Origin of the sequence: Promicromonospora iranensis (assembly GCF_028994805.1) — a bacterium.
Classification (GTDB): Bacteria; Actinomycetota; Actinomycetes; order Actinomycetales; family Cellulomonadaceae; genus Promicromonospora; species Promicromonospora iranensis.
In genome coordinates this window covers 421,540-446,085 of record NZ_JAJQQP010000003.1, presented here as the reverse complement: position 1 = coordinate 446,085, position 24,546 = coordinate 421,540, and the positions used below count along the sequence as shown (strand labels likewise).

General features: G+C 72.0%; 23 protein-coding genes. 11 read left to right on the top strand and 12 right to left on the bottom strand.

The features are described 5' to 3' along the window. Positions 1-58 precede the first annotated feature (58 nt). The gene (locus tag LUM46_RS07045) at positions 59-862 is read left to right on the top strand and encodes an SDR family NAD(P)-dependent oxidoreductase (RefSeq protein ID WP_274993065.1); all 804 of its coding nucleotides are present in this window, start codon (positions 59-61) and stop codon (positions 860-862) included. A 22-nt stretch (positions 863-884) separates the two neighbouring features. Here LUM46_RS07045 and LUM46_RS07040 read toward each other — a convergent pair whose 3' ends face one another. Then, on the bottom strand, positions 885-1,526 hold the full coding sequence (locus tag LUM46_RS07040) for an NADPH-dependent F420 reductase (RefSeq protein WP_274993064.1): 642 nt from the start codon (positions 1,524-1,526) through the stop codon (positions 885-887). A 93-nt stretch (positions 1,527-1,619) separates the two neighbouring features. On the opposite strand from LUM46_RS07040, the gene LUM46_RS07035 reads away from it, so the two are divergent. Next, on the top strand, positions 1,620-2,264 hold the full coding sequence (locus LUM46_RS07035) for a TetR/AcrR family transcriptional regulator (protein WP_274993063.1): 645 nt from the start codon (positions 1,620-1,622) through the stop codon (positions 2,262-2,264). A gap of 164 nt (positions 2,265-2,428) precedes the next feature. Here LUM46_RS07035 and LUM46_RS07030 read toward each other — a convergent pair whose 3' ends face one another. The 3 genes from LUM46_RS07030 to LUM46_RS07020 form a co-directional block, all read right to left on the bottom strand. Then, positions 2,429-3,559 (bottom strand): Gfo/Idh/MocA family protein, encoded by a 1,131-nt coding sequence (locus tag LUM46_RS07030; protein WP_274993062.1) that lies wholly within the window; start codon positions 3,557-3,559, stop codon positions 2,429-2,431. Beyond that, positions 3,556-4,305 (bottom strand): sugar phosphate isomerase/epimerase family protein, encoded by a 750-nt coding sequence (locus LUM46_RS07025; protein WP_274993061.1) that lies wholly within the window; start codon positions 4,303-4,305, stop codon positions 3,556-3,558. The genes LUM46_RS07030 and LUM46_RS07025 overlap by 4 nt, the downstream gene beginning before the upstream one ends. A 446-nt stretch (positions 4,306-4,751) precedes the next feature. After that, positions 4,752-5,657 carry a LysR family transcriptional regulator gene (locus tag LUM46_RS07020; protein ID WP_274993060.1) on the bottom strand — a complete coding sequence of 302 codons (906 nt, stop codon included), beginning with the start codon at positions 5,655-5,657 and terminating at the stop codon, positions 4,752-4,754. Positions 5,658-5,760: 103 nt separating this feature from the next. Between LUM46_RS07020 and LUM46_RS07015 the strand changes: the two genes are divergently transcribed. From LUM46_RS07015 to LUM46_RS07005, 3 genes are all read left to right on the top strand, one after another. Next, entirely contained in the window at positions 5,761-6,621 is an 861-nt protein-coding gene (locus LUM46_RS07015; protein ID WP_274993059.1) for an aldo/keto reductase, read from the top strand. A gap of 47 nt (positions 6,622-6,668) precedes the next feature. Beyond that, positions 6,669-7,601: an aldo/keto reductase gene (locus LUM46_RS07010; protein WP_274993058.1), complete on the top strand. Its 933-nt coding sequence runs from the start codon at positions 6,669-6,671 to the stop codon at positions 7,599-7,601. 69 nt (positions 7,602-7,670) lie between these two features. After that, on the top strand, positions 7,671-9,353 hold the full coding sequence (locus tag LUM46_RS07005) for a hypothetical protein (protein ID WP_274993057.1): 1,683 nt from the start codon (positions 7,671-7,673) through the stop codon (positions 9,351-9,353). Between the two features lie 32 nt (positions 9,354-9,385). On the opposite strand, the gene LUM46_RS07000 is transcribed toward LUM46_RS07005, so the two are convergent. After that, positions 9,386-10,105 (bottom strand): lytic polysaccharide monooxygenase auxiliary activity family 9 protein, encoded by a 720-nt coding sequence (locus LUM46_RS07000; protein WP_274993056.1) that lies wholly within the window; start codon positions 10,103-10,105, stop codon positions 9,386-9,388. Between the two features lie 85 nt (positions 10,106-10,190). After that, complete coding sequence (locus tag LUM46_RS06995) at positions 10,191-11,600, bottom strand: FAD-binding oxidoreductase (RefSeq protein WP_274993055.1); 1,410 nt, start codon at positions 11,598-11,600, stop codon at positions 10,191-10,193. 102 nt (positions 11,601-11,702) lie between these two features. On the opposite strand from LUM46_RS06995, the gene LUM46_RS06990 reads away from it, so the two are divergent. Together LUM46_RS06990 and LUM46_RS06985 are read left to right on the top strand one after the other, a co-directional pair. Further along, positions 11,703-12,242, top strand: a complete 540-nt coding sequence (locus LUM46_RS06990) for a MarR family winged helix-turn-helix transcriptional regulator (RefSeq protein WP_274993054.1) — start codon at positions 11,703-11,705, stop codon at positions 12,240-12,242. Between the two features lie 81 nt (positions 12,243-12,323). After that, complete coding sequence (locus tag LUM46_RS06985) at positions 12,324-13,772, top strand: MDR family MFS transporter (RefSeq protein WP_274993053.1); 1,449 nt, start codon at positions 12,324-12,326, stop codon at positions 13,770-13,772. Positions 13,773-13,842: 70 nt separating this feature from the next. Here the strand turns inward: LUM46_RS06985 and dnaG are convergent, their stop codons facing one another. Together dnaG and LUM46_RS06975 are read right to left on the bottom strand one after the other, a co-directional pair. Then, complete coding sequence (gene dnaG, locus LUM46_RS06980) at positions 13,843-15,795, bottom strand: DNA primase (RefSeq protein ID WP_274993052.1); 1,953 nt, start codon at positions 15,793-15,795, stop codon at positions 13,843-13,845. Between the two features lie 58 nt (positions 15,796-15,853). Beyond that, the gene (locus LUM46_RS06975; RefSeq protein ID WP_274993051.1) at positions 15,854-16,441 is read right to left on the bottom strand and encodes a TetR/AcrR family transcriptional regulator; all 588 of its coding nucleotides are present in this window, start codon (positions 16,439-16,441) and stop codon (positions 15,854-15,856) included. Positions 16,442-16,619: 178 nt separating this feature from the next. Here LUM46_RS06975 and LUM46_RS06970 point away from each other — a divergent pair, with 178 nt between their 5' ends. Beyond that, complete coding sequence (locus LUM46_RS06970; RefSeq protein WP_274993050.1) at positions 16,620-17,582, top strand: alpha/beta hydrolase family protein; 963 nt, start codon at positions 16,620-16,622, stop codon at positions 17,580-17,582. A 5-nt stretch (positions 17,583-17,587) separates the two neighbouring features. Here LUM46_RS06970 and LUM46_RS06965 read toward each other — a convergent pair whose 3' ends face one another. Further along, entirely contained in the window at positions 17,588-18,460 is an 873-nt protein-coding gene (locus LUM46_RS06965) for an AraC family transcriptional regulator (RefSeq protein WP_274993049.1), read from the bottom strand. A 43-nt stretch (positions 18,461-18,503) separates the two neighbouring features. Here LUM46_RS06965 and LUM46_RS06960 point away from each other — a divergent pair, with 43 nt between their 5' ends. The 3 genes from LUM46_RS06960 (at position 18,504) to LUM46_RS06950 (ending at position 20,694) form a co-directional block, all read left to right on the top strand. Continuing rightward, the gene (locus LUM46_RS06960; protein WP_274993048.1) at positions 18,504-18,956 is read left to right on the top strand and encodes a VOC family protein; all 453 of its coding nucleotides are present in this window, start codon (positions 18,504-18,506) and stop codon (positions 18,954-18,956) included. Positions 18,957-19,105: 149 nt separating this feature from the next. Further along, positions 19,106-19,279, top strand: coding sequence for a DUF4236 domain-containing protein (locus tag LUM46_RS06955; RefSeq protein ID WP_171104560.1), 174 nt, complete (start codon positions 19,106-19,108; stop codon positions 19,277-19,279). A 128-nt stretch (positions 19,280-19,407) separates the two neighbouring features. Next, positions 19,408-20,694, top strand: coding sequence for a deoxyguanosinetriphosphate triphosphohydrolase (locus tag LUM46_RS06950; protein WP_274993047.1), 1,287 nt, complete (start codon positions 19,408-19,410; stop codon positions 20,692-20,694). On the opposite strand, the gene LUM46_RS06945 is transcribed toward LUM46_RS06950, so the two are convergent. From LUM46_RS06945 to LUM46_RS06935, 3 genes are read right to left on the bottom strand one after another with little or no spacing between them, the layout of a single operon-like run. Next, the gene (locus LUM46_RS06945; protein WP_274993046.1) at positions 20,684-21,598 is read right to left on the bottom strand and encodes a sugar ABC transporter permease; all 915 of its coding nucleotides are present in this window, start codon (positions 21,596-21,598) and stop codon (positions 20,684-20,686) included. The two genes, LUM46_RS06950 and LUM46_RS06945, sit on opposite strands and share 11 nt — an antisense overlap. Beyond that, on the bottom strand, positions 21,598-23,166 hold the full coding sequence (locus LUM46_RS06940; protein WP_274993045.1) for an ABC transporter permease subunit: 1,569 nt from the start codon (positions 23,164-23,166) through the stop codon (positions 21,598-21,600). The genes LUM46_RS06945 and LUM46_RS06940 overlap by 1 nt, the downstream gene beginning before the upstream one ends. Then, on the bottom strand, positions 23,166-24,389 hold the full coding sequence (locus tag LUM46_RS06935; protein WP_274993044.1) for a sugar ABC transporter substrate-binding protein: 1,224 nt from the start codon (positions 24,387-24,389) through the stop codon (positions 23,166-23,168). The genes LUM46_RS06940 and LUM46_RS06935 overlap by 1 nt, the downstream gene beginning before the upstream one ends. Between the last annotated feature and the right edge of the window lie 157 nt (positions 24,390-24,546).

Below are 24,546 nucleotides of genomic sequence, written 5' to 3'. Positions count from 1 at the left end.
TGTCTTGAGTGCGAAAGAGTCGCTGGTGGAATGGGTTGCGGCACCACACGATGGAGACATGCACACCACATGGTTCATCACCGGAACATCTACCGGCCTCGGCCGCGAGTGGACCGAGGCGGCGCTCGAACGGGGCGACCACGTGGCCGCCACCGCCCGTGACACCAGCACCCTGGAACCGCTGGTCAGCAAGTACGGCGACGCCGTCCTGCCGATCAGCCTCGACGTCACCGACCGGCCCGCCGTGCTCGACGCCGTCGCGCGTGCCGTCGAGCGGCTCGGCCGCCTCGACGTGGTCGTGAACAACGCCGGGTACGGGCAGCTCGGCATGGTCGAGGAGGTCACCGAGCACGAGCTGCGTGCCCAGATGGAGACCAACTTCTTCGGCACCGTCTGGGTCACCCAGGCGGTGCTGCCGGTCCTGCGCGCGCAGGGCTCGGGCCGGATCCTGCAGGTCACCAGCGAGGGCGGCGTCCGCGCCTACCCCGGGTTCGGCGCCTACCACGCGTCCAAGTGGGCGGTGGAGGGCCTGACCGAGTCGCTCGCGCAGGAAGTGGCCGCGTTCGGCATCCACGTCACGAACGTCGAGCCGGGCCCGTACGCCACCGGCTTCGCCACGGCCGCGCACACCAGCGCCCCGCTCCCCGACTACGCCGACGTGCGCACGGCCACCGCCCCCGACTTCCAGATCGGCGACCCGCACGCGACGCGGGCCGCGCTGCTCCAGATCGCCGACGCCGAGCGGCCCCCGCTGCACGTGTTCCTCGGCAGGTCGCTCGCCGACGTGGAGCAGATCTACGCCGAGCGCCTGCGCACCTGGCGCGAGTGGGAGCCCGTGGCGCTGGAGGCGTTCGGGGCCTGAGTCCCGAACGCCACGCCGCGGATCAGAGGACGCGCTGCGCCTTGGCGAGGTTGGCCCGCAGCTCGTCGGCGTTCTGGCGCGGCCCGTAGGCCGGCCGGTCGCGCTCGGTGCGCCAGGACTCGCTGAGCGGGCCCATGCTGACGGTGTCGAAGCCTGCCGCGTCGTAGAAGCGGGTGACGAGGTCGATCGCTTCCGGGTGGTCGCTCGCCGTCGCCAGGGCCCGGCGGTTCTCCGTACCCGCTGGGCTCCCGTCCGTCGTGATGGTCACCGCGGTGATGTGGTTGAACGCCTTGGCGACCTTCGACGTGGGCAGGTGCTCCTGCAGCAGGCCCGAGACCGTTGCCTCGCCACGGTCGAGCGCCTCGATGTGGCCGTCGCGCTCCCAGTAGTAGTTGTTCGTGTCGAGCACGACCTTGCCCGCCAGCGGCTCGACCGGGAGATCCTGGTAGGCCTTGAGCGGTACGGAGACGAGCGCGACGTCGCCCGCCTCGGCCGCCTCCTTGGCCGTCGCTGCCCGGGCCCGGGGGCCGAGCTCGACGACGAGGTCCGCGAGGGTCTCGGGACCGCGCGAGTTCGCGATCACCACGTCGTAGCCCTGTGCGATCGCCAGGCGTGCCACCTGGCTGCCGATGTTTCCTGCTCCAATGATGCCGAATGTGCTCATGTGCGGGGAAACTCCGGAGAGGTGCGGCGCATTCCGGCCGTCGCCCGCACTGGTGCGGCCCTTCGGACGGCGGTCCTTCGTACGATGGCGTCCATGGCGAACGGCGATGCGGGCTCCCACGGGCGGACGTACCGGAAGGGTCCCGAGCGCCGCGCGCAGATCCTCCTCAGCGCGATGGAGCTGTTTGCCGAGCGCGGCGTCGGCGCGTCGCTGCGTGCGATCGGCGAGGCGATCGGCGTCTCGCACGCAGCCCTGCGCTACTACTTCGCCAACCGTGACGAGCTGCTCGTCGAGGTCTACCGGGCGCACGAGTCCCGGGTCCACGAGGCGCAGGCCCGGGAACGGTCGGCGCCCGAAGCGGCCTCGGCCGTCGCCATGATGGAGAAGAGCGCCGAGCGGAACCGCTCCATCCCGGGCCTGGTCGAGCTGTACGCGACGCTGACCACCGATGCCCTGCAGGGCGAGCAGCACCCGGCGACCCGCGAGTTCGTCCAGGCGCGCTACCAGCGGGTCCGCGGGGACCTCGCCGAGCGGATCCGAGCCGGGCAGCGGTCCGGCGCGATCGCCGCCGACGTCGACCCGGAGGACGCCGCGGCGCTGGTCGTCGCCGCCTCGGACGGCCTGCAGCTGCAGTGGCTGCTCGCCCCCGACGACGTCGACGTGCGCCGCTCGCTGAAGCTGCTGGAACGGCTCCTGCCGGGCGCCGGACCGGCCGAGGACCGACCGATCGAGCCGTGAGGTGCACCCGAACAGCAGGTGCCGGGTCTCGTGAATTGCGTTCGGCTCAGCCCTGCGAAGTTCGCCTGAGCTGAACAGTTCGGCACAGCCCGCAAACTCGGTTCCCAGCTGAACGTTCTTCACGAGACCCGGCACCCGCTCACCGGGTATACCGCCGGACGCTTCTACCCCTGGGTCGCCGTGCTCACCACGGTCGGGTCCCAGCCGTCCGGCAGCGGCGCCACGGGACCGACCGCGGAGTCGATCTCCACGGGCTTGCCGGCGTCCGCCGCGTCCCGGACCGCGAGCAGGATGTCCAGGACGTGCGCGGCCACCGCCCCCGAGGCGCGTTCGGTGCCGCCGTCACGGATCGAGCGCACCAGATCGACCACGCCTGCGCCGCGCCCCAGCTCGGGGCCGACCGCCGGGAGCGCCGTCGGCTCGTCCGACCCGTACCGCCACAGGGACGAGTCCCCGTCGAACCTGTTCGGGTCGGGCAGGACGATCGTTCCCTCGGTGCCGTTGATCTCCACGAACCCCGACCGGTTCAGGGCGTGCTGGAACGAGAACGTCGACTGCGCCGAACGCCCCGGGCCGAACTCGATCAGGGCGGCGTGGTGCGTCGGCACCAGCACGTCGAACACCTCGCCGGCCCGCGGGCCGCTCCCGATGGTGCGGGTCGGGCGCGACATGGACGACACCGCCTGGACCCGGGTGGCGGAGCCGAAGACGTGCACGAGCGTCGTCACGTAGTACGGCCCCATGTCGAACAGCGGCCCGCCCCCGACCGCGAACAGGAAGTCGGGGCTGGGGTGCCATGCCTCCGGCCCCGGCACGTGGAACATCGTGGTCGCGGTCAGCGGCTCGCCGATGTCGCCGCGCGCGATCGCCCGCAACGCGGTCTGGATGCCCGCACCCAGCACCGTGTCCGGGGCGCACGCGACGCGCAGGCCGCGCGCCTCGGCGTCCGCCAGGAGGGTGGCCGCCGCGTCCCGGTCGAGGGCGAGCGGCTTCTCGCTCCAGACGTGCTTCCCGGCGGCCAGCACGCGGTGCCCGACGTCGGCGTGCACCGCAGGCACGGTGAGGTTCACGACCACGTCGATGTCCTCGCGGACCAGCAGCTCGTCCACGGTCCCCGAGCCGGGAACCCCGAACGCCTGAGCCTGCGCGGCGGCACGCTCCTGGTCGAGATCCGCGACGAACCGGACCTCGACGTCGGGGAACCGGGCCAGGTTCTCGAGGTACTGGGTCGAGATGTTGCCGGCACCGATGATGCCGACGCCCGCGGCCTCCGGCCGGCTAGCGCCCCCGCTCATCGGTCGTTCTCCGCCAGCCAGGCGAACGACTGCGCGATGCCGGCGAACACGTCGCCCGCGTACGCGTCGAACTCGATCACCCGGGTGGCCTGCGGGGCCGCGGCGAGGATCGCCGGGACGTCCACCGCGCCGGAGCCCGCCGGCTGCTGGGCCTGGATGTCGCCGTCGAGGGTGCCGTCCTTGACGTGGATGAGGCGCACCCGGTCGCCCAGCGTCCCGAGCAGCGCCGGGGCGTCGGCACCGCCGACCGCCGCCCAGTAGGTGTCCACCTCCAGCACCACCGCCGGATCGAGATGCCCGACGAACACCTCCAGGGCGTGCCGGCCGTCGATGCGGGTGCTCAGCTCCCAGGCGTGGTTGTGGTACCCGAACTCCAGGCCGCGCTCGGCGGCCAGCACCGCAAGCCCGTTGACCCGCTCGGCCAGGTCGGCCACCTGCTCCGTCGTCTGCCAGTGCTCTGCCGGGACGAACGGGTCGATCACCGTGGCCATGCCCAGCGCGGCCGCGGCGTCGAAGATCGCCTCCGGGGTGTCCGACGTGATCACCGGCGCGTGCCCGGACGGCGCCGTCAGCCCCGCCGCCGCGAACGCGCGCCCGTACGCCGCGGTGCGCTCGTGGAAGGCGTACGGCTCCACGTCCTGGAGCCCGATCTCGGCCAGGCGCGCCACGGCGCCGTCGAGGTCCTCGGCGACCGCGTCTCGCACCGAGTAGAGCTGTACTGAGGTGGTCGGCTTCGTCGTCGGCATGGAACTCCTTCGTTCGACACGTGTACAAGGGCGGCACCGGGCTGACCGCTCCGTCGCAGCCTCGCCCGAGGCACCGCCCGATGATCGTACCGAGAAATTCTTACAGTGGAAGGTTTTGTGCGAAGGTCGGACCCTCGCGGGCACCGCTCCGGTCAGGTGGTCGGCATTCTGGACTGCCGGCCACCTGACCTACTGCCGACCATCCGGCGACCGGTTGGTGCGCTTCTACGGTGGTCACATGCTCGCGACTCTCGTCCAGGTTCCCGAAGGACCCATCGCGCAGGCCCACCCTCTACTGGGTAACTCTCCTGACAGCGACGATGTCGCCGACGCGCAACAGCCGGGCCCCTGAAACACTGCACGACTTCGACGCCGAAGAGACCTACCGGGTGACCGAGGTGTCGTCCGCCCTGGAGGTCGGCTACACCGAATAGGTGGCGCGAGGGTCAACCGGCCGGTACGGGAACGCAGGCCGGGGCGTCGTCGAGCAGCTCCACCAGGTGCGGCGCCGGGGAGTCCGGGCGGTCGCCCGAGCCCGTCACCACCGAGACGACCCAGTCCGCGGCGCCGTCCGGCGCGACCGGCACCGCCACGAGGCGAGCCGCCTGCGGCTTGGCGGCGACGTGCCGTGGCACGAGCGCGACGCCGAGGCCACGGTCCACCAGGTCGAGCAGCGTGTGCACGTCGTTGACGGTGAAACGCACCCGGCGGTGCACGCCGCGGGCGTCAAAGGCGTCGTCGTTGAGCTGTCGCACCGCCCAGGACGGGTGGAAGTCGATGAAGTGCTCGCCGCCGAGCTCGTCCCGGTCCACGGCCGGGCGCGCGGCGAGCGGGTGGTCCGGCGGGCACAGCAGCACCACCGGCTCCTGGCCCAGGACCGTGCGCGGCAGCAGGCCGACGTGGTCGGAGGTGGCGACGAACGCGGCGTCGAGGTCACCGTCGCGCACCCCGGCCAGCAGCTCGTGCGAGCCCGCCTGGGTGAACGCGATCTCCACCCGCGGGTAGCGCCGGTGGAAACGTTCGAGCAGGGAGCTGACGTCGACGACGCCGAGGCACTGCTCCGACCCGACCCGCAGCGTCCCCGCGAGCTCGCGGGAGACCTGCACCACCGCGTCGCGCGCCTCCGTCGCAGAGGAGAGCATGGAGCGAGCGAAGGGCAGCAGCGCCAGGCCGGCCTCCGTCGGCTCCACCTTGCGCGTGGTCCTGGTGAACAGCTTGGTGCCCAGCTCGACCTCGAGGTTGCGGATCGCGGCGGACAGCCCGGACTGGGAGACGCCGGTGACCTCGGCGGCGCGGGTGAACTGCCGCTCGTCCGCGAGAGCGACGAGGTATTCCATCTGACGCAGTTCCATTAAGCACTACCAGTTCTAGGAATGATGATGAGGAGTTGTTGGACTTCTAGGTTATCGCTTCCTAGTCTCAGGCTCGAAACCGTTGCGACACGAGGAGCTACCTATGCAGCACCGCACGATCGGCGGCCGTGCCGTCTCCGCTATCGGTCTCGGCGGCATGCCGATGTCCATCGAGGGGCGGCCCGACCGCGGCCGCTCGATCGCCACGATCCACGCCGCCCTCGACGCCGGTGTGACCCTGATCGACACCGCCGACGCCTACCACCAGCACGCCGACGAGGTGGGCCACAACGAGGAGCTCATCGCCGCCGCCCTGCGCTCCTACGGCGGCGACACCTCCGGCGTACTGGTCGCCACCAAGGGCGGGCACCTGCGCCCCGGTGACGGGTCCTGGACCAAGGACGGCCGGCCCGAGTACCTCAAAGAGGCCGCGAAAGCATCCGCCAAGCGGCTCGGCGTCGAGGCCATCGGCCTCTACCAGTTCCACCGGCCCGACCCGAACGTGCCCTACGGCGACTCGGTGGGCGCGATCCGCGACCTGCTCGACGACGGCGTCATCGAGATGGCCGGCATCTCGAACGCGGACCCCGACCAGATCCGGCAGGCGCAGGACATCCTGGGCGGTCGCCTGGTCTCGGTCCAGAACCAGTTCTCGCCCCGGTTCCGTTCGTCGGAGCCCGAGCTCGAGCTGTGCGCCGAGCTCGGCATCGCGTTCCTGCCGTGGAGCCCGCTGGGCGGCATCTCCAACGCCGGTGACCTCGCCACCCGCCACGCCGCCTTCGCCGAGGTCGCCGCCGACCACGGCGTGAGCCCGTACCAGGTCGTGCTCGCCTGGGAGCTCGCCCTCGCCCCCGTCGTCGTGCCGATCCCCGGGGCGTCACGGCCAGCCAGCATCACCGACTCCGCCGCTGCGGCGGAGCTCCAGCTCACCACCGACGAGGTCGCGCGGCTCTCCGCCGCCTGAGGCCGCCCGAGCCGTCCACGCCCGACCACCACAGGAGAAAAATTTCCGTGAAGACCTTCACCCTGCCCGGGACGGAGCTCAGCGTCCCGAACGTCGTCCTGGGCCTCATGCGCATCCAGGAGAAGACGGACGACGAGGTACGCACCCTCGTGCGGGCCGCCCGCGACGCCGGCATCTCGTTCTTCGACCACGCCGACGTCTACGGCTCGGCCCTGCACGGGTGCGAGACCCGGTTCGCCGAGGCGATGCAGCTGACGTCGTCCGAGCGCGAGGAGATCGTGCTCCAGACCAAGGCCGGCATCGTCGGCGAGGGCCCGTACTTCGACTTCTCGTACGAGCACATCATCGAGTCCGTGAACGGCTCGCTCGCCGCGCTCGGCACCGACTACATCGACATCCTGCTCCTGCACCGCCCGGACGCTCTCGTGGAGCCGGACGAGGTGGCGCGCGCGTTCGACGAGCTGTCCGCGGCGGGCAAGGTGCGCTCGTTCGGCGTCTCCAACCACACGCCGGGCCAGATCGAGCTGCTCCGGAAGTCCGTGTCGCAGCCGATCGTCGCGAACCAGCTCCAGCTGTCGGTGACGCACGCCCCGCTGGTGGCGCAGGGGGTGGCCGCCAACATGCAGGCGGTGGACCAGTCGGTCAGCCGCGACTCCGGCACGCTCGACTACTGCCGCCTGAACGACATCACCGTGCAGGCCTGGTCGCCGTTCCAGGCCGGTTTCTTCAGCGGCGTGTTCCTCGGCTCGCCGGAGTACCCCGAGCTGAACGCCGTGATCGACCGGCTCGCCGCGCAGTACGACGTGCCGGCGATCGCCGTCGCCACCGCCTGGATCACGCGCCACCCCGCGCAGATGCAGGTGGTCCTCGGAACGACGAACCCCGAGCGGGTGGCGGGCGCCGCCCTCGGGTCCGACCTGCCGCTCACGCGGGCCGAGTGGTACGAGATGTTCCGCGCCGCGGGCTACACGGTGCCGTGACGCTGTTCACCAGGACGTCGAGCCTCGCTGGTCGAGCCTGTCGGGATCCCCGTCTGCCAAGGTGAGTCCATGACCGCTCCCCCGCCGGGACCGCGCCAAGCACGGTCCCGGCCCAGCCGCACCGGCGTCCTCACCCTGGCCGCCGCCCTCCTGCTGGCGGTGTCGGGGCTGTTCGGCCTCCCCGAGGCCGTCTTCTCCCAGGCGTACTACACCACCAGCTGGATCGTGCTGGCCGCCGTCGCCCCGGTGCTGACAGTGACCACACTCGTCCTCGCGGCCGCCGCCGTGGCTCGCGGTTCGCGAACGTTTTTGCTCGTCGTGGGCGTCGGCACCCTGCTGCACCTCGTAGCACTGATCGCGCTCGGCCTGCCCGCGAGCGGCGGTCTCCCCACCGGCGACGGCGCCGGTCGCCTGTGGTCCGGCCCGGCGCAGCTGCTGCTGGCCCTGGCCTGCCTGGTCCTGGCCTGGTGGATCACCTCGCGCACCGACCGCCGCCCGTGGGCGCCGCTCGTGCTGGTCGCGCTCGCCCCGCTGCTGGGGCGGATCACCGGAACGGGCCCGTACTGGGAGATGGCGTGGTGGCCGGTCCTCGTCGTCGCCCTGGGTATACCCGCCGTGCTCACGATCCTCGCGGCGGGTCTCGTCTGCCTGCCCGACCGTGGGCCGCAGATCACCGGGGCGGTACTCATCGTGCTCGCCGGCCTGGGCCGGTACGGGTCCGAGCTCCTGCTGGGCCGGCAGCCGAACCCGGAGCCGTTTGTCGTGATGGGGCTGGCACTCGCGTGCGCGGTCGCCGGGATCCTCGGAGGACCGCGACGCGTGGCGGACGACGCCGCGGCTCAACCCGGCCAGGAGGGCCCGGACCGGGTCGACGGCGGAGCGCCCGCCGCCCCGGCCGCAGGCACCGGGGCGGAGGTCGTCACGACGTCGGACACCACCGTCGTCGTCGTGCCGTCCCCGCGTCCCGAGGCCGACGAAGAAGCCGGCGGCGACCCGTCCGACCAGCCTGGACGGAGCAGGACGCTCGCCCTGGCCGCGCTGGCGGTGCTGGTGCTGACCGTCGGCCTGGACGCACCGCGGATGTTCGCGCACGGACCTGGTATCCAGCCCAGCGGCGCAGGTGTGCTGTCGCTGGTCGGGCTGCTGGTCGACGCGTCGATGCCCACGGTCTTCGTGCTCGCAGCCGGCACGGCGAGCCTCAGGTCGCGGGGTGCGCTCCTCACGGCGACCGTCTGCTCCGGCCTCCTGGTCATCGCCCTGCTGGTGAGCCGTACGGCAGCAGACAGCACGATCACGCTCCGGGATGCGGTGCCGGTCGTTGCGCTCGGCCTGAGCATCGCGCTCGCCTGGACCGGGTTGCTCCGGCCGGGTGCCCACAGCGCGACGTTGCGCTGGGCGGCGGCGGTCCCCCTGGTCCTCGCTGCCCCGCCGCTGTGGGTGCTCACCGCGCCGGGCGTCACGATGCACGCCTCGAACCCGGCGTTCGTGCCCCAGCTCGTGCTGCCGATCCTGGTCTCCGGTCTCGGGCCCCTGCTGGCGGCGGCCCTTCTCGGCCTCCCGCGCCGCGGCGCCCGGCTCTCCGGGGCGGTGCTGCTGGGCCTGGTCGCGATCTCCGCCGTCATCGGCACCGTGACGGACGCCGCTGTGGGCCTGCGTCTCCTGGCCGCGCTCAACCTCCTGCAGGTGGCCGGCTTCGCCCTGGCCGCCGTCCTCGTCGTGAACGCGACCCTTGCGCCCCAGCAGCGCAGGTAGTCGCAAGGGTCGCGTTCGGCCTCGCTGTCGTTCTACCGCGGCGAGGTGGCCGTCGGAGCGGTGAACACCACGTCCGCGCAGTTGTAGAACGCCTCCGGGCTGTCCGACCGGGTCCAGATCGAGTAGATGATGTGGTAACCGGACTTGTACGGCAGCGTGGCGTCCCAGTAGTACTCGTCACCCTGGGGACCGCCCGGGCGCAGGGGCGGGTTCGTCACCTCGTCGAACGGCACGGGCTCCAGGTCGTCCCAGGCGAGCGGCTGGTTCGGGTCCCAGCCGTCCTTGGTGATGTACTGCGTCCACGTGCCAGGGTGCTTGGCCCAGGCGTTGTACTGGAACGTGATGGTCTGGCCGGGCGCGACCGTCGTCGTCGGCCACTGGGTGCCGGGCTCGCGGAAGGCGGAGAACGCCTCCTGCGGACCGCAGAGGTTGCCGTCCGGCACCACTTCCCGGTGCCGCCCGTCAGCGTTGCTCAGCAGGTTGCCGAACCAGTTGTAGAACGGGTAGTTGCCGTTCTCGGCGTACGCGTTCTGGCACATCGGGTTCTGCGGGTTCAGGCCGCCGCCCTGCCCGTTCTCGATCCCGTCCACGTAGCAGGCGTAGGTACGGGTCTCGGGGTAGGTGAGGCCGCCGTGCGCGTAGGCGGCGGGCGGGTTGGGCTGTACGACGACCATGGCCGCCGCCATGAGCAGGCTCAGGGCGGCGACCAGTGCCGTCGCCCGTGCCCGGCCGAGGGTCTTGTAGAGAGTCACGTCCGGCTCCTTCGTCGGTGCTCCGTGAGATCGGTCGTGCTCGATCCTCGGAGCCCGACGAAGGCCGGACAATGCTCCGAATCGTTTAGGGCGTCACGTTGTGGTTCGACGCGAACAGGTTGCCCGGGTCATATGTCCGCTTCACCTCGCGGAGCCGCGCGAGCGTCGCCTCGGGGTAGGCGTTGCGCACGTCCTGCTCCGTGGCGGTCCCCATGAAGTTCACGTAGCCGCGTCCGCTGAAACCGAGCTCCTCCGCCTTCGCGGTCACCCACTCGCTCGCCGCAGGAAGGGCCTCGACGGCGGGGGCGAACTTGCCGACCGTGACCATGAAGGCGGGGTCGCGGTGGGCGAAGGCCGTGGCCGCCGGGTCGACGCGGCCGATCGCCCCACCCATGGCACGGATGTTCACCGCGGCCGGGCCGCCCGCCCCGGAGATCGCCGCGATCACGTCGGCGGCCCATGCCTCGTCGGGCGCCCAGGCGCCCTGGCCGAGGAACCCGGTCCGCGCGTCCCCGATCCCGCCGGGCGGCGGGCCGCCCGCGCCCTCGAACATCGCCGGGTACGGGAGCTCCTGGACACCGTCGAAGACCGGGCCGAGGGCACGCAGCGGTGCGAGCGCCTCGTCCGCCTGGGCGGTGGTGCCGGAGTGGCAGAGCAGCGCCATGATGATCGGTGTGCCGTGCAGCTCGGCCGGGATCATCGGCACGGGCGGGGCCACCATCACGTTCACCATGCCCGCGAACTCGTCGGGCCCCTCGGCGAAGGTCCGCAGCACGGTGGCGAGCGTGGCCGGCGCGGGCGCCCACATCATCATCCCGCCCGTGACCGTGCCCAGCTCGCGCAGCCGCAGGTCCAGCCGGGTCACGACGCCGAAGTTGCCTCCGCCGCCCCGGAGCGCCCAGTAGAGGTCGGGGTTCTCGCCGGCGTTGGCCTCGACGACGCTGCCGTCCGCGAGGACCACCTCGGCGCCGAGCAGGTTGTCGACGGTGAGGCCGTCGCGCCGGCTGAGGTAGCCGATGCCGCCGCCCAGCGTGATGCCGCCGACGCCGACGGTCGCCGTGTCGCCGAACCCGGTCGCCAGACCGTGGGCGCCGGCCGCCGCGGTGTAGGCGCCGGCGAGGACGCCGCCGCCCGCGTGCCCGACGCCGGCCGCCGGGTCGATGTCGACGCCGTCCATGAGGCGCAGGTCGAGCACCAGGCCGCCGTCGACCAGGCCGTGCCGTGCCTGGTGGTGGCCGCCGCTGCGCACCGCGAGCGGCAGTCCTGTCTCGCGTGCGACGGCGAGCGCCGTGGCGACCTCGTCGGCGGTCCGGACGCGCGCGACGGCGGCGGGAGTGCGTGTCGGGCCGCCCACGAACACGGCCGCCGTGTCGGCGAACCCAGCGGCGGCGGGGGTGAGCAGGCGGTCGCCGAGCGCGGCCGCCAGGGGGGCCAGGGCGCTGTCGAGCGCGTGGGCGGTGAGCTGTGCGGTGGTGCTGGGTTCTTGCGTGGCCATCGTCGAGCCTCCGAGTAGATACCGAACCTGCCGGCGTTAACGTTAGACATCTAAGCATTAGCCGTCAATGCATTTCGGGGGCCGCCGAACTACCCTTCGTCCATGCGACCAAGCGGGCAGCCCGACGGCGAACCAGGCGGCACGAACCACGTGACGAGGCCGAGCCGGCCAGGGCTGCTCCCGGTCGTGCCCACGATGTGGCAGTCCGTGCAGCGGGTGATGCGGGCGTTCGACGCGTTGCTGTCGGAGCACGGCGGCAGCTGGCAGGTCTGGCACATCCTGCTCGCCCTGCACCAGGGCACACCGGCCACCCAGCGCGAGCTCGCGCACGCCGTCGGCATCCGGGAGGCCACCCTGACGCACCATCTGCGTGGCATGGAGGACCGCGGGCTCGTGGTCCGCACCCGCGAGGAATCGAACCGCAGGGTGCAGCGCATCGAGGTCACCGATGCGGGCGAGGCCCTCTATCAACAGCTCAAGTCCGCGGCGATCGCGTTCGACCGCACCCTGCGGCGCGCGATCGGCACGGAGGAGGCCGACGTCAACGCCTTCCTGGACACGATCGGCCGCGTCGCCGAGGCCGTGCCCGACCGCGGGAACGGACCGGTCCCGGAGGGCTGGCCCGGCAACCGCCCCAAGTAGGCGTCTGGACCCGGCGCCGGGAATAGACGCTGCCCCGGGCAACTTTGTATGTGTCGTGCAGCACACACGGAAGCCACCGGCATGAGCGCGCCGTCCACGGGCGCCGCCACGGAGGTACGGCTCGGCCTGCGCGGAGATCGCGGCCCGATCCTCGCGGCGCTGATGCTCTCGACGGCGCTGGTCGCCCTCGACGTCACGATCCTGGCCACGGCGTCGACCACCGTCGCGCGCGAGCTGGGCGCGTTCGAGCAGGTGCCGTGGCTGTTCTCCGCGTACACGCTGGCGCAGGCCGTGACCGTGCCGCTGTACGGGCGGCTGGCCGACGTGTTCGGGCGCAAGCGCGTGATGATGGTCGGGATCGGGTTCTTCCTGATCGGCTCGGTGCTGTGCGCCGTCGCGTGGAGCATGCCCGCCCTCATCTGGTTCCGCGTGCTGCAGGGCCTGGGTGCGGGCGCGATCATGCCGATGTCCATGACGATCGCCGGCGACATCTACACGCTGGCCGAGCGCGCCAAGATCCAGGGCTACCTGGCGAGCGTCTGGGCTGCCTCGTCGGTGCTCGGGCCCACCCTCGGCGGCGTGTTCAGCCAGTTCGTGAGCTGGCGCTGGATCTTCTGGGTCAACGTGCCGATCGCCACCATCGCGGCCGTCGTGCTCTGGCGCCGGTTCCACGAGAAGCAGCGCGAGGGCGAGCGTGAGCCCATCGACTACCTGGGCGCGACCCTGCTGACGGCCGGCAGCACCGCCCTGGTGCTGGGCCTGCTCGAGGGCGGGCACGCGTGGGCCTGGGCCTCGCTCGAGTCGGCGGGGATGTTCGTCGCCTCGGCGGTGCTGCTCGCGGGGTTCGCCGTGGTCTCCCACCGGAGCGCGCACCCGATCTTCGACCTGGGGCTGCTGCGTCGCCGCGTGGTCAGCGCGTCGACGGCGGCCGGGCTCACCATCGGCGTCATCACGCTGGGGCTGACCACCTACGTGCCGATCTACGCGCAGGGTGTGCTCGGCGTCGGGCCGCTCGTGGCCGGGTTCGCGCTGGCCGCGCTCCTGGTCGGCTGGCCGCTGGCGGCCACCCTGTCGGGCCGGGTCTACCTGTCCATCGGCTTCCGCTGGACCGCCGTCATCGGCTCGGCGATCGTGCTGACCGGGTCCCTGCTGACGCTGGGCCTCGGCACGGGCTCGGAGGTGTGGCACATCTCGGCGGCCGTGTTCGTGATCGGGCTGGGGATGGGCCTGGTCGCCGTGCCCACGCTGCTGGCCGCGCAGCACAGCGTGGGCTGGAACGAGCGCGGCGCGGTGACCGCCACCAACATGTTCGCCCGGTCGATCGGCCAGGCCGTGGGCGTGGCGGCGCTCGGCGCCGTCGTGAACGCCGTGACCACCGTCGGCCCGGACGGCGCACCGGAGGGCCCCGGTCTGGCGCACGCGATGCACCTGGTCTTCTGGTGTGTCGTCGCCTGCGCGGCCGTGATGGCCGTGACCGTGCTCCTGCTCCCCCGCGACAACCCGAGGACAACCCCCTCGGGTGGTCGGTAGAAGGTCAGGTAGTCGGTATCCCGGGGTACCGACTACCTGACGTCCTGCCGACCATCGTGCCGGGCGGCAGCTAGGCGTTCGCGCTCTCGCGGAGGGTGCGGCGCTCGGCCTCGATCGCCAGGAGCTCGGCGAACGCCGCCTGGTAGGTCTCCGTGTCGGCGGGGTCCAGCCGCTGCAGCCGGCTCCGCGCGTCGGCGACGCGGCGCGTGAGACCGAGGTCGACGACGCGGCGCACCACCCCTTCGACGAACGCCGCGATGGCCGCCTCCCGGTCCTCCGGCAGCGACGCCACCGAGAGCTGCGTGACGACGCCCGCCACTGTCTCCGGGGCCTGCTCCAGCACCGCCCCCACCCACTGGGCCGCCGACACGTCGCGCCCGGCCGCCGCTCCCCCGGCCGCCCGGATCGCGGAGTGCACGGCCCGCCAGGCGGGCACGGCGAACGCGTCCTCGCCCAGGGTGTCGAACACCTCCGGCACGTGCTGCGGGTACTGCAGCACGGCCACGAGCGCGAGCCGCTCGTCACGCGCCACGGGGTCGCGGGGGTCGGGGGCGGGCAGCTGCGGCACGCCGCCCGCCGCCGGACGTTCGTCGGAGCCGCCCGGCCCGCCGTGCCCGCCGTCGCCCCCCGGAGCCGTCGGCGGCGCCTCGCGCAGCGACGGCGTGCTCGCCGCGCGCTGGATCTCCCGCGCGACCGCCCGCTCGTCGGTGCCGATCCAGCCCGCCAGCAGGCGTGCGTACTCGGGCCGCAGCGCGGTGTCGCGGATGCCGGCGATGATCGGCGCGGCCTCCCGTAGCGCATTGACCCGGCCCTCGGCCGTGTTCAGGTCGAACTCGTCCAGCTTGCTGCGCACCACGAACTGGAACAGCGGCACCCGGCCGTCCACCAGCGCCCGCACGGCCTCCGGGCCGCCCACCATGCGCAGGTCGCACGGATCCATGCCGCTGGGCTCGACGGCCACGAACGTCTGCGCGAAGAACCGCTGGTCCTCGCCGTATGCACGCACCGCCGCCTTCTGGCCTGCCGCGTCGCCGTCGAACGTGAAGATGATCTCGCCGCCCAGCGACGTGCCGGACTTGAGCTGCAGGCCGCCGCCCGCCGTCGTGTCGCCGAGCAGGCGGCGCACCACCTTGGCGTGGTCGGCGCCGAACGCCGTGCCGCACGTGGCCACCGCCGTCGTCACGCCGGACAGGTGCGCGGCCATGACGTCCGTGTACCCCTCGACCACCACCACGCGCTTGCCCTTGGCGATCTCCCGCTTGGCGAGGTCGATCCCGTACAGCACGTGCGACTTCTTGTAGAGGCTGGTCTCGGGGGTGTTGAGGTACTTGGGCCCCTGGTCGTCCTCGAACAGGCGGCGCGCGCCGAAGCCGATCACCGCGCCCGTCACGTCCCGGATGGGCCACACGACCCGGCCGCGGAACCGGTCGTAGATGCCGCGCTGGCCCTGCGACATCAGACCGCTGGCGACCAGCTCGGCCTGCGTGAAGCCCCGGCCCTGCAGGTGCCGCTGCAGCGCGTCCCAGCCCTTGGGCGCGAACCCGACGCCGAAGTGCTCGGCGTCCGACCGGTCGAAGCTGCGCTCGGCCAGGAACGTCCGCGCGGCCGCGGCGTCCGGCCCCATGAGCTGCTCGGCGTAGAACTCGGCGGCCACCCGGTTGGCCTCCAGCAGGCGCTGACGCTTGCCGGGCTCCTCACGCGGACGGGCGGAACCGCCCTCCTCGTAGCGCAGCTGCACACCGGTCTTGCCCGCGAGGTACTCGATCGCCTCGGTGAAGCTCAGCCCGTCCATCTTCATGACGAACTCGATGACGTCGCCGCCCTCACCACAGCCGAAGCAGTGGTAGCGGCCGACACTCGGGCGCACGTTGAAGCTGGGGCTGCGCTCGTCGTGGAAGGGGCACAGACCCACCAGCGCGCCCACCCCGGCGGGCTTCAGGGTCACGTGCGCCGAGACGATCTCGTCGATCCGCGCGCGTTCGCGGACCTGGTCCACATCCTCGCGTCTGATCAGCCCGGCCACGCTCCGAAGTCTATGCTCGCGTGCCGGGGCACGACGCCGCCGTCCACACCGCGAGGAGTCAGACGCGCAGGCCCGCGACGAGCAGCCCGACGAGCCTGCGCGCGTCGTAGCGCGGGTTGCTGCCGACGCCCGCGCAGAGGCCCCCGACCCCACGCATCAGCTCGTAGGGGTCCTGACCGGACCGGATCTCACCCGACGACGCCGCGGAGTCGAGCAGCCGAGCGCACACCGGTTCCAGCCGTTCGACGAAGTGGGTGTGCAGCGGGTCGTAGCAGGGGTCGTCGGACTGCAGCACCGTGGCCAGCCCCTGCTTGGTGGCCACGAAGTCGACAAAGGTGTCGAGCCAGAGCGCCAGCGCCGCATAGGGCGTCGCACTGCTCGCCAGGAGCACCGGCCCCGCCTCGGCGAGCTCCTCGACCTGGTGCCGGTAGACAGCGACGATGAGGTCCGCTCGCGTCGGGAAGTGGCGGTAGATCGTGGCCGTCCCGACGCCGGCCCGGGCCGCGATGTCACGGATCGGAGCCTCCACGCCGGAGGTGACGAAGACCGACGCGGCGGCGTCGAGCAGCGCCTTCTCGTTGCGGCGCGCGTCCGCCCGTCTGGGCTTGCCCGCCCGCCCGTCCTCCTGCTCGATGCCAGCTACCACGATTACCCCTCCAGCACGACGTTGCGAAACGGGACACCGTCCCGTATGTTCAATCGGGACGACGTCCCGTTTATTCAGGATGTCAGATCAACGTCCTCGACCACCAGCCAGACAGACAGCAGGCAGGACCGTCGGCCTCGGACCGCCCGCCGGCCCGTGCAGAGAGGAAGTCCGTTCCATGACCACATACCAGACGGCCCCACCGGAGACGGCGGGCGCGGCGCCGGAGGGCGGCACCGGCGGCCTCGTCGTCTCGGCCCACCCGGTGACGCTGGACGCACCGGGCCGCGGCGCCGACCTCCAGGTCAAGGTCTCGGCCCCGGCGACCGGCCGGGACCTGCCGGTCGTCGTCCTGTCGCACGGGTTCGGCTCGTCACTGCACGGCTACGGCCCACTGGCCGACTTCTGGGCCGCACACGGGTTCGTGGTGGTCCAGCCGACCCACCTCGACTCCAGGACCCTCGGCCTCGCGCCGGACGACCCCCGCCGGCCACGGTTCTGGCGTCATCGGGTCGAGGACGTGAAGCACGCCCTCGACCACCTCGACGTCCTGGTGGCCGCGGTACCGGGCCTGACGGGCCGTATCGACCGGCAACGTATCGCCGCCGCGGGGCACTCCTTCGGTGGCCAGACGGCGGGCATCCTGCTGGGCCTGCGGGTCGGCGACACGGAGGGCGAAGAGGCGGAGGACCTGTCCGACCCGCGCATCAAGGCGGGCGTGCTGTTCGCCACGGCCGGGCGGGGAGGGGCGGACCTGACACCGTTCGCCGCCGAAAACTTCCCATGGCTGCGGAACCCGAGCTTCGCCGACATGACGACACCTGCCCTGGTGGTCGCCGGCGATCACGACGAGCTCCCGCTGAGCGTCCGCGGGCCGGACTGGACGACCGACCCGTACTTCCTCAGCCCTGGGAGCAAGAGCCTGCTCACCCTGTTCCGGGCCGAGCACTCGCTGGGCGGGATCGGCGGCTACGCGATCAGCGAGACCACCGACGAGCACCCCGAGCGGGTGGCCCTGGTCCAGCGGCTCAGCTGGGCCTACCTGCGCGACGCGCTCGACATCGAGTCGGACAGCTGGACGGCTGCCCGCACCGCTCTGGCCCAGAGCGCCAGCCCTCTGGGTCGGATCGAGTCGCGCTAAGACCCTCAAGCCCAACGCGCCGCCGCACAGCTGCGGGCGTACTCACCCGGCGCGACGCCCACGGCGCGCACGAAGTCCCCCGTGAAGTGCGCCTGGTCGTAGTAGCCGACGGCGGCCGCGAGCCCTGCGAGCTCCAGCCCCGGATCGCGGCCCAGCATCTCGGCGGCGAGGTGTACCCGGTGCCGTTGCAGCACCCACTTGGGGCTCACGCCCACCCAGTCCGCGAACAGGCGCTGCAGCGAGCGCGGCGTGGTGCCGAGCCGTGCGGCGAGCGTCGCGACCGTGGTGCCGGGCACGGCGTCGGCGATCACCGCGAAGGCCTCACGGAGGGCGGCGAGAGCGGCTGTGGAGCGCGGCGTCCGGGACCGTTCGGCGGCGGCACGGAGCAGCGGGGTGACGGTCCGGACGGCCTCGTCCGGCCGCCCGGCCGCCGCCTGGGCACGCGCCTCGGCGCCGGCGCCCGCCGCCGTCGGGCCGAGGAAGTCCGCCGGCTCGACGGCGCCCCGCTCGCCCGGGTGCGCGAGGCCGAGCAGCGCCCGGTACCCGCCCGGACGCAGCTTGGTGCCGACCACGGCGCCGGACCGGGAGAGCGTGCGCTCGAAGAGGCCGGCGGGCATGGCGTAGCCGAGGAACCCGGTGTCCTCCGCGACGACGTGCCCGACGGGGTGCGGCATGACGGTCTGCGTGAACGCGGTGCCAGGTGGCAGGTCCCAGGTGATCACCCAGTGCCAGTCGACCAGGTCGGCGAGGTCGGGGTCGGGCTCGACGCGCGCGAGCACGAACCGGTCGCGCGCACGCGCGGGGTTCACGATCCCGAGCGTGGGCCCGGAGTCGAGCGCCTGCGTGACCGCGCGATCGCCGTCGAACACCTGTCGCATATCTCCAAGACTGGCACAGCCGGGCCACGGAAGCATCGGGCACATGAAGAACTCAGCCCTGCACCCCAACATCTCCGTGAGCGACGCCCGCGCGGCCATCGACTTCTACGAGGCGGCGCTCGGCGCCGAGACGCTCGACGTGATCACAGCCGGCGGCGCCGTGATCCACTCGGACCTGATCCTGCGGTCGGCCGCCGGCGAGTCGACGTTCACCGTCGCCGCCGCGTTCCCGCCGGACTCCGTGGCCCCCGAGCCCGGCGAGCCCACCCATGCGAGCTTCACCGTCCCGGTCGAGGACACGGATGCCGCGTACGCCCGCGCGATCGGTGCCGGCGCGAGCAGCGTCGCCGAGCCGGCGGACTGGTTCGAGGGCTTTCGGCAGGCGGCCGTGCGCTGCCCGTTCGGCCACCGCTGGTACTTCGTCACGGTGGCGGAGTCGGTGACGGCGGCGGACGTCCAGCGCGCGAGCGACGCCTGGGTAGCGGACCGCGACTGACCCTCCCGACCTGTTGAGTGCTGGCTATCTGTGCGATCTCGCCCGCGGGACCGACAAATATCCAGCACTCAACGAGGGGCGAAGGCGGTTTGCCGGAGTGGCGAGGTTCGGTACGCTTTGCCCCGACCCGAGGAGGAAAGTCAGGAATCATGGGAATCCGATATCGCAAGAGGCTGTCGCTCGGCCCGCTCAAGTTCAACATCACCCAGAAGGGGTTGTCGTCCATGAGCTTCAAGATCGGTCCCTGGACCTGGAACTCGCGCACCAAGAAGCACTCGATCAACCTGCCCGGCGGCCTGAGCTGGTACAGCAACAACAAGTAGGGCTGCCCCGGCGGAGGCAGGTCCGAGCACCTGCCTCCGCACGCCCTGACCGGCGGCCCGAGCCCGCCCGGCCGACGACGACGAGGCCGGATTCCGGGGATGTCGGTCCGCGTGGCTAGAGTGGTGGCGTGGAGCAACCCGCCGGGAAGAGCATCCCGCCGTCGTACAGCGCGCAGGACGTCGAGCGCTGGGTGACCGAACCCCCCAAGTCGCAGGCCCGGACCCCGTTCGAACGTGACCGCGGGCGGGTGGTCCACTCCTCCGCGCTGCGGCGCCTCGGTGCCAAGACCCAGGTGCTCGGCGCGGGCCACGACGACTTCGTGCGCACGCGCCTGACCCACTCCCTCGAGGTCGCTCAGGTCGGCCGCGGCATGGGCCGGTCGCTGGGCTGCGACCCCGACGTGGTCGACACCGCCTGCCTCACCCACGACCTCGGGCACCCGCCGTTCGGGCACAACGGCGAGACGGCCCTGGCCGAGATCGCGCAGCCGATCGGCGGCTTCGAGGGCAACGCCCAGACCCTGCGCCTCCTGACCCGCCTCGAGCCCAAGGTGCTCGACGACGATGGCACCCCGGCCGGCCTCAACCTGACCCGCGCGAGCCTCGACGCGAGCGTCAAGTACCCCTGGGCATACGGGGCAGGCCCGGCCCGCCCCGACGGCACCGCCAGCCGCAAGTTCGGCGTCTACACCGACGACCTACCGGTCTTCGAGTGGCTCCGCCAGGACGCGCCGGACGGCGTGAAGTGCCTCGAGGCCCAGGTCATGGACCTCGCCGACGACATCAGCTACTCGGTGCACGACGTCGAGGACGGCGTGGTGGCCGGCCGGATCGACCTCGACCTCATGGCGGACGCCGGGGAGCGGCAGCGGGTCGCCGAGTACGTGCGTGCCTGGTACGGCGAGTGGTACACCGAGGACGCCATCGACGCGGCCATCGGGCGGCTGCAGGACTACCTGCGTGGCGAGGGCCACCTGGTGCGCGCCTATGACGGGTCGCGCCGCTCCCTGGCCTCGCTCAAGGACATGACCAGCCAGCTCATCGGCCGGTTCATCGGCGCGGCGATCGTGGCCACGCGGGCCGTGTACGGCGAGGGCCCGCTCACGCGGTACGCCGCCCGGCTCGTGGTCCCGGCCGAGACCGAGCACGAGATCCTCGCGCTCAAGGGCATCGCCGTCACGTACGTCATGGCGCCGCGCGGCCAGGAACCCCGCTACCTGCGCGAGCGGGAGATCCTGGCCGAGCTGGTGCACGTGCTCGCCGACCGCGCCCCCGACGAGCTGGAGACGCCGTTCGCCGCCGACTGGCGGGCGGCGCCCGACGACGCCGCCCGCCTGCGCGTGGTGGTCGACCAGGTCTCGTCCCTGACGGACCTGTCGGCGCTGGCGCTGCACGCCCGGCTGGTCAGCCCTTGACCGACCCCGCCGTCAGGCCGCCCACGATGTACTTCTGCAGGAACAGGAACAGCGCGAGCACCGGCAGCGCCGAGACGACGGCGCCCGCGGTGAACAGGCCCCAGTTGGCCTCCTGCAGCGACGACACCCAGCCGTAGAGCCCGACGGCGATCGTCCAGTTCTCCTCCGACTGCAGCAGCACGCGCGCGATGATGAACTCGCCGAACGTCGCGATGAAGCTCAGCAGCCCCACCACCGCCAGGATCGGCGCGGTCAGGCGCAGCACGATGGTCCAGTAGATCTGCGCGTGCGAGGCGCCGTCGATCTTCGCGGCCTCGTCGATCTCGCGCGGCACGGTGTTGAAGAACCCGTACATGAGGAACGTGTTCACCCCGAGCGCGCCGCCCAGGTACACGCAGATCAGCGACAGCTTGGAGTCGAGCCCCAGCACCGGTACGACGTTGCCGAGCGAGATGCACAGCAGGAAGATCGCCACGAACGCGAGCATCTGCGGGAACATCTGGATCACGAGCAGCGCGGTGAGCCCCACCCGGCGTCCGCTGAACCGGAAGCGCGAGAACGCGTAGGCCGCCGCGGCCCCCATGAGCACGGTCCCGGCGCCGGTGGCGACCGCCACCACGAGGGTGTTGCCCATCCAGGTCCAGAACTTCGTGCCGCCGAGCGCGACGTAGTTGGCGCCGGAGACCGACGCGAAGAGCTCGTTGGAGCCCGTGAGCGTGCCGGCGTCGGCCAGGGAGGCCGAGACGACGTAGACCAGCGGGAAACCCGCGTAGACGATCGCGAGCACGCCGACCAGGTGGCGCCAGCCGAGGTCGGAGAACCACCGGGCGGGCGTCACACGGCGAGGAAGGGCGGTCCGGCGGGGCGGCGCCGCCGGACGGGCCGGGGGAATCGTCGTGCTCATCAGGCGATCTCCTCGAGCGAGCGGGTACGTCGGAACGCCACGGCGGAGATGGTGGCGACCACCAGGAAGATGACGATCGACAGCGCGCTCGCCAGGCCGTAGTCCTTGGCCGCGGTCCCGTCGAGCCCGGAGACCGAGTAGACCATCGAGATCAGGATGTCGGTGTGCCCGAGCGGTACCGAGGCGTCGTCGAACCGGGGTCCGCCGCCGGTGAGCATGTAGATCAGCGTGAAGTTGTTGAAGTTGAACGCGAACGACGAGATGAGCAGCGGCGCCGTCGCGACCAGCAGCAGCGGCAGGGTGATGGACCGCCAGGTACGCCACCGCCCGGCGCCGTCGATCTTCGCGGCCTCCAGCACGTCGCCCGGCAGCGACTGCAGGGCGCCCGTGCAGATCAGGAACATGTAGGGGAAGCCGAGCCACAGGTTCACACCGAGCACGGCCAGCTTGGCCAGCAGCGGGTCGGTGAGCCACGGGATCTCCGCGCCGCCGAACAGCACCTGGTTCACGAACCCGTACGACCGGTTGAGCAGTCCCGACCACAGCAGGGCCGCGAGGAACCCCGGGATCGCGTACGGCAGGATCACCAGCGTGCGGTAGACGCGCCGTCCGCGCAGGCGCGCGTCGTTGAACGCGATGGCCAGGAACAGACCGAGCAGGAACGTGGACGCCACCGAGATCACCGCGAACGCGAACGTCCAGAGCAGGATCTTGCCGAACGGGCCCGCGTACCGCTCGTCGCCGAAGGCGGTCACGAAGTTGTCCAGCCCCACCAGCACGCGCCAGCCCACGGGCAGGGTGCTGCCGTCGGCGGCCTCGAACTGGCCGTCGTCGTTGGGCGTGTAGGTCACCCCGGTCGTGGTGTCCGTCATGGTGTCGGACGCCGCGTCGTAGGTGAGCGTGGACGTGAACACGTACCCGGTGCGGGCGTCCTGGGTGCGGATCGAGCCGTCGTTCGGGTCCTCGGAGACCGGCACGCGCAGGTCGGTGACCTCCTGCTGCCGTTCCAGGACCGCCGCGTACTCCAGCACCTCGTACCCGGGCAGCGCCGTGACCCGGTCCGCCTCCACGGAGGCGCCGTCGACCGCCGCGAGCGGCTCGTCGGCCGTGCCCGCCTCGACCACGCCCTCGGGCGAGACGACCGCGAAGCCGAGCGTGTCGCCCTGGGCGACCACGGTCAGGGGTGACGACGGCGATCCCTCCACCCGGCGCTCGTTCTGCACCAGGAGGGCCTCGATCGCCTGCTCCTTGGTGGAGTTGTGCCCGTCGCCGTAGTTGGTGAACGCGACGTAGCCCGTGTAGGCCACGACGTACACCTGGTAGACGAGCAGGAAGGCGAGGCCCGGGAGGATGTACTTCCACGGCAGGGCCCGCTTGCTGAAGTACGCCCAGTTCGCCGCGAGCAGCAGCGCCACCATGGCGGCCAGGAGGCCCCACGACTCGGCGCTCCACGCGGCCAGGACCGCGTAGACGCCGAGGGCGTCGACCAGCGCGATCAGGGCGAGCTTGACGAGAAACCCGGGGCTCCAGCCGGTCCGACCGGAGCCCCGGGTCGCAGGCAACGACATCAGCCGATCTCGCCCTGGATGTCGTCGACCATCTTGTCCCAGCCCTTGGCCGGGTCGGTCTTGCCGGAGATGATCGCGGCCTCGGTGACGCCCCAGTACGCCCACACGGCGCCCATCTCGGGCAGCGACGGCATCGGCACGGCCTCGGCACCCACCTCACGGAAGCCGGCGGTGATCGGGTCCTCCGACGCCGTGTCGGCGGCCTCGATCAGGGCCGGCGGGCGGTCGCCCGCCTCGTAGAGCGCGAGCTGCGCCTCGGAGGTCGCCATGTGGTTGACCAGGAAGTCGTTGGCCAGCAGCGCGTTCTCGCTCTGTGCGCTCACGTAGAAGCCGGCCACGCCCACGAACGGCTGGGCAGGCTCGCCACCGGCGCTCGGGATCGGGTCGATCGCCAGGTCGAGGTCCCCGAACTGCTCCAGCATCCACGGGCCGCCGACGATGTACGGCGACTCGCCCTTGGCGAAGGCCGCCACCGCGATGTCGTAGGTGACGTCGGTGCTCAGCACGCCGGCCTCGCCCTGCTCGGCCAGCCACTGGGCAAACTTCGTGCCGCCCTCGCCGCCGAGCGCGAGCTCGGGGGCGTAGGTGCCGTCCTCGTTCTGCTCGAAGACCGGGGCGCCGAACGACGTCTGCAGCGGGTAGTACGTGTAGGGGTCACCCTCGGTCGAGGTCTGGATCAGCAGCGGGTACTTGGTACCTGCGTCCTCGCCGGCCGCGATGGCGTCGTCCCACGTGGCAGGGGCCTCAGGGGCGAGCTCGGTGTTGCGGATCAGCGCGATGTTCTCGACCGCGTACGGCAGGCCGTAGACCTGGTCGTCCTGCGTGAACGCCGTGACGGAGACCGGCTCGAAGGCGTCGGCGGTGTCGCCGAGCTCGATCGGGGCCACCACGCCGTTGGACGTGAGCTCGCCCAGCCAGTCGTGCGCGCCGACGGTGATGTCGGGGCCCTTGCCCGTGGGCACCTGGGCCAGGAAGTCGGGGCGGATGTCCTCGAAGTTCTTCAGGACTACGTCCACCTCGGCGCCCGTCGACTCCTCGAAGCCTGCTGCCGCCTCCTCCACGGCGGCCTGGCGGGTCTCGTCGACCCAGACGGTGAGGGTGGCGCCCGTCCCGTCCGGCGGTGCCGACGACTCCTCGCCGGCTGGTTGGTCGGCGCCGCCCGCGCAGGCGGCCAGCGCCAGCGTCGCGGTCAGCGCGGCGGCGGTCAGGATGCTCCGTCGCATCGTCACTCCCGGTGTTCACGGCCCGACGCCGGGCCTGGTTCGATGCCACGAACCGTAAGGCCGGGTCCGGCAAACTTGCAAGCCGTTGCGATAAAGTTTCAGCATCGCTTGCAACACTGCTCCAGCCCCTGGGGCGATCACTCACGACGAAGGAGTC

Coding starts and splice junctions, on each gene's coding strand:
- LUM46_RS07045 (WP_274993065.1), top strand. CDS start 59: ATGCACACCACATGGTTCATCACCGGAACATCTACCGGCCTCGGCCGC.
- LUM46_RS07040 (WP_274993064.1), bottom strand. CDS start 1,526: ATGAGCACATTCGGCATCATTGGAGCAGGAAACATCGGCAGCCAGGTG.
- LUM46_RS07035 (WP_274993063.1), top strand. CDS start 1,620: ATGGCGAACGGCGATGCGGGCTCCCACGGGCGGACGTACCGGAAGGGT.
- LUM46_RS07030 (WP_274993062.1), bottom strand. CDS start 3,559: ATGAGCGGGGGCGCTAGCCGGCCGGAGGCCGCGGGCGTCGGCATCATC.
- LUM46_RS07025 (WP_274993061.1), bottom strand. CDS start 4,305: ATGCCGACGACGAAGCCGACCACCTCAGTACAGCTCTACTCGGTGCGA.
- LUM46_RS07020 (WP_274993060.1), bottom strand. CDS start 5,657: ATGGAACTGCGTCAGATGGAATACCTCGTCGCTCTCGCGGACGAGCGG.
- LUM46_RS07015 (WP_274993059.1), top strand. CDS start 5,761: ATGCAGCACCGCACGATCGGCGGCCGTGCCGTCTCCGCTATCGGTCTC.
- LUM46_RS07005 (WP_274993057.1), top strand. CDS start 7,671: ATGACCGCTCCCCCGCCGGGACCGCGCCAAGCACGGTCCCGGCCCAGC.
- LUM46_RS06995 (WP_274993055.1), bottom strand. CDS start 11,600: ATGGCCACGCAAGAACCCAGCACCACCGCACAGCTCACCGCCCACGCG.
- LUM46_RS06990 (WP_274993054.1), top strand. CDS start 11,703: ATGCGACCAAGCGGGCAGCCCGACGGCGAACCAGGCGGCACGAACCAC.
- LUM46_RS06985 (WP_274993053.1), top strand. CDS start 12,324: ATGAGCGCGCCGTCCACGGGCGCCGCCACGGAGGTACGGCTCGGCCTG.
- LUM46_RS06970 (WP_274993050.1), top strand. CDS start 16,620: ATGACCACATACCAGACGGCCCCACCGGAGACGGCGGGCGCGGCGCCG.
- LUM46_RS06965 (WP_274993049.1), bottom strand. CDS start 18,460: ATGCGACAGGTGTTCGACGGCGATCGCGCGGTCACGCAGGCGCTCGAC.
- LUM46_RS06960 (WP_274993048.1), top strand. CDS start 18,504: ATGAAGAACTCAGCCCTGCACCCCAACATCTCCGTGAGCGACGCCCGC.
- LUM46_RS06955 (WP_171104560.1), top strand. CDS start 19,106: ATGGGAATCCGATATCGCAAGAGGCTGTCGCTCGGCCCGCTCAAGTTC.
- LUM46_RS06945 (WP_274993046.1), bottom strand. CDS start 21,598: ATGAGCACGACGATTCCCCCGGCCCGTCCGGCGGCGCCGCCCCGCCGG.
- LUM46_RS06940 (WP_274993045.1), bottom strand. CDS start 23,166: ATGTCGTTGCCTGCGACCCGGGGCTCCGGTCGGACCGGCTGGAGCCCC.
- LUM46_RS06935 (WP_274993044.1), bottom strand. CDS start 24,389: ATGCGACGGAGCATCCTGACCGCCGCCGCGCTGACCGCGACGCTGGCG.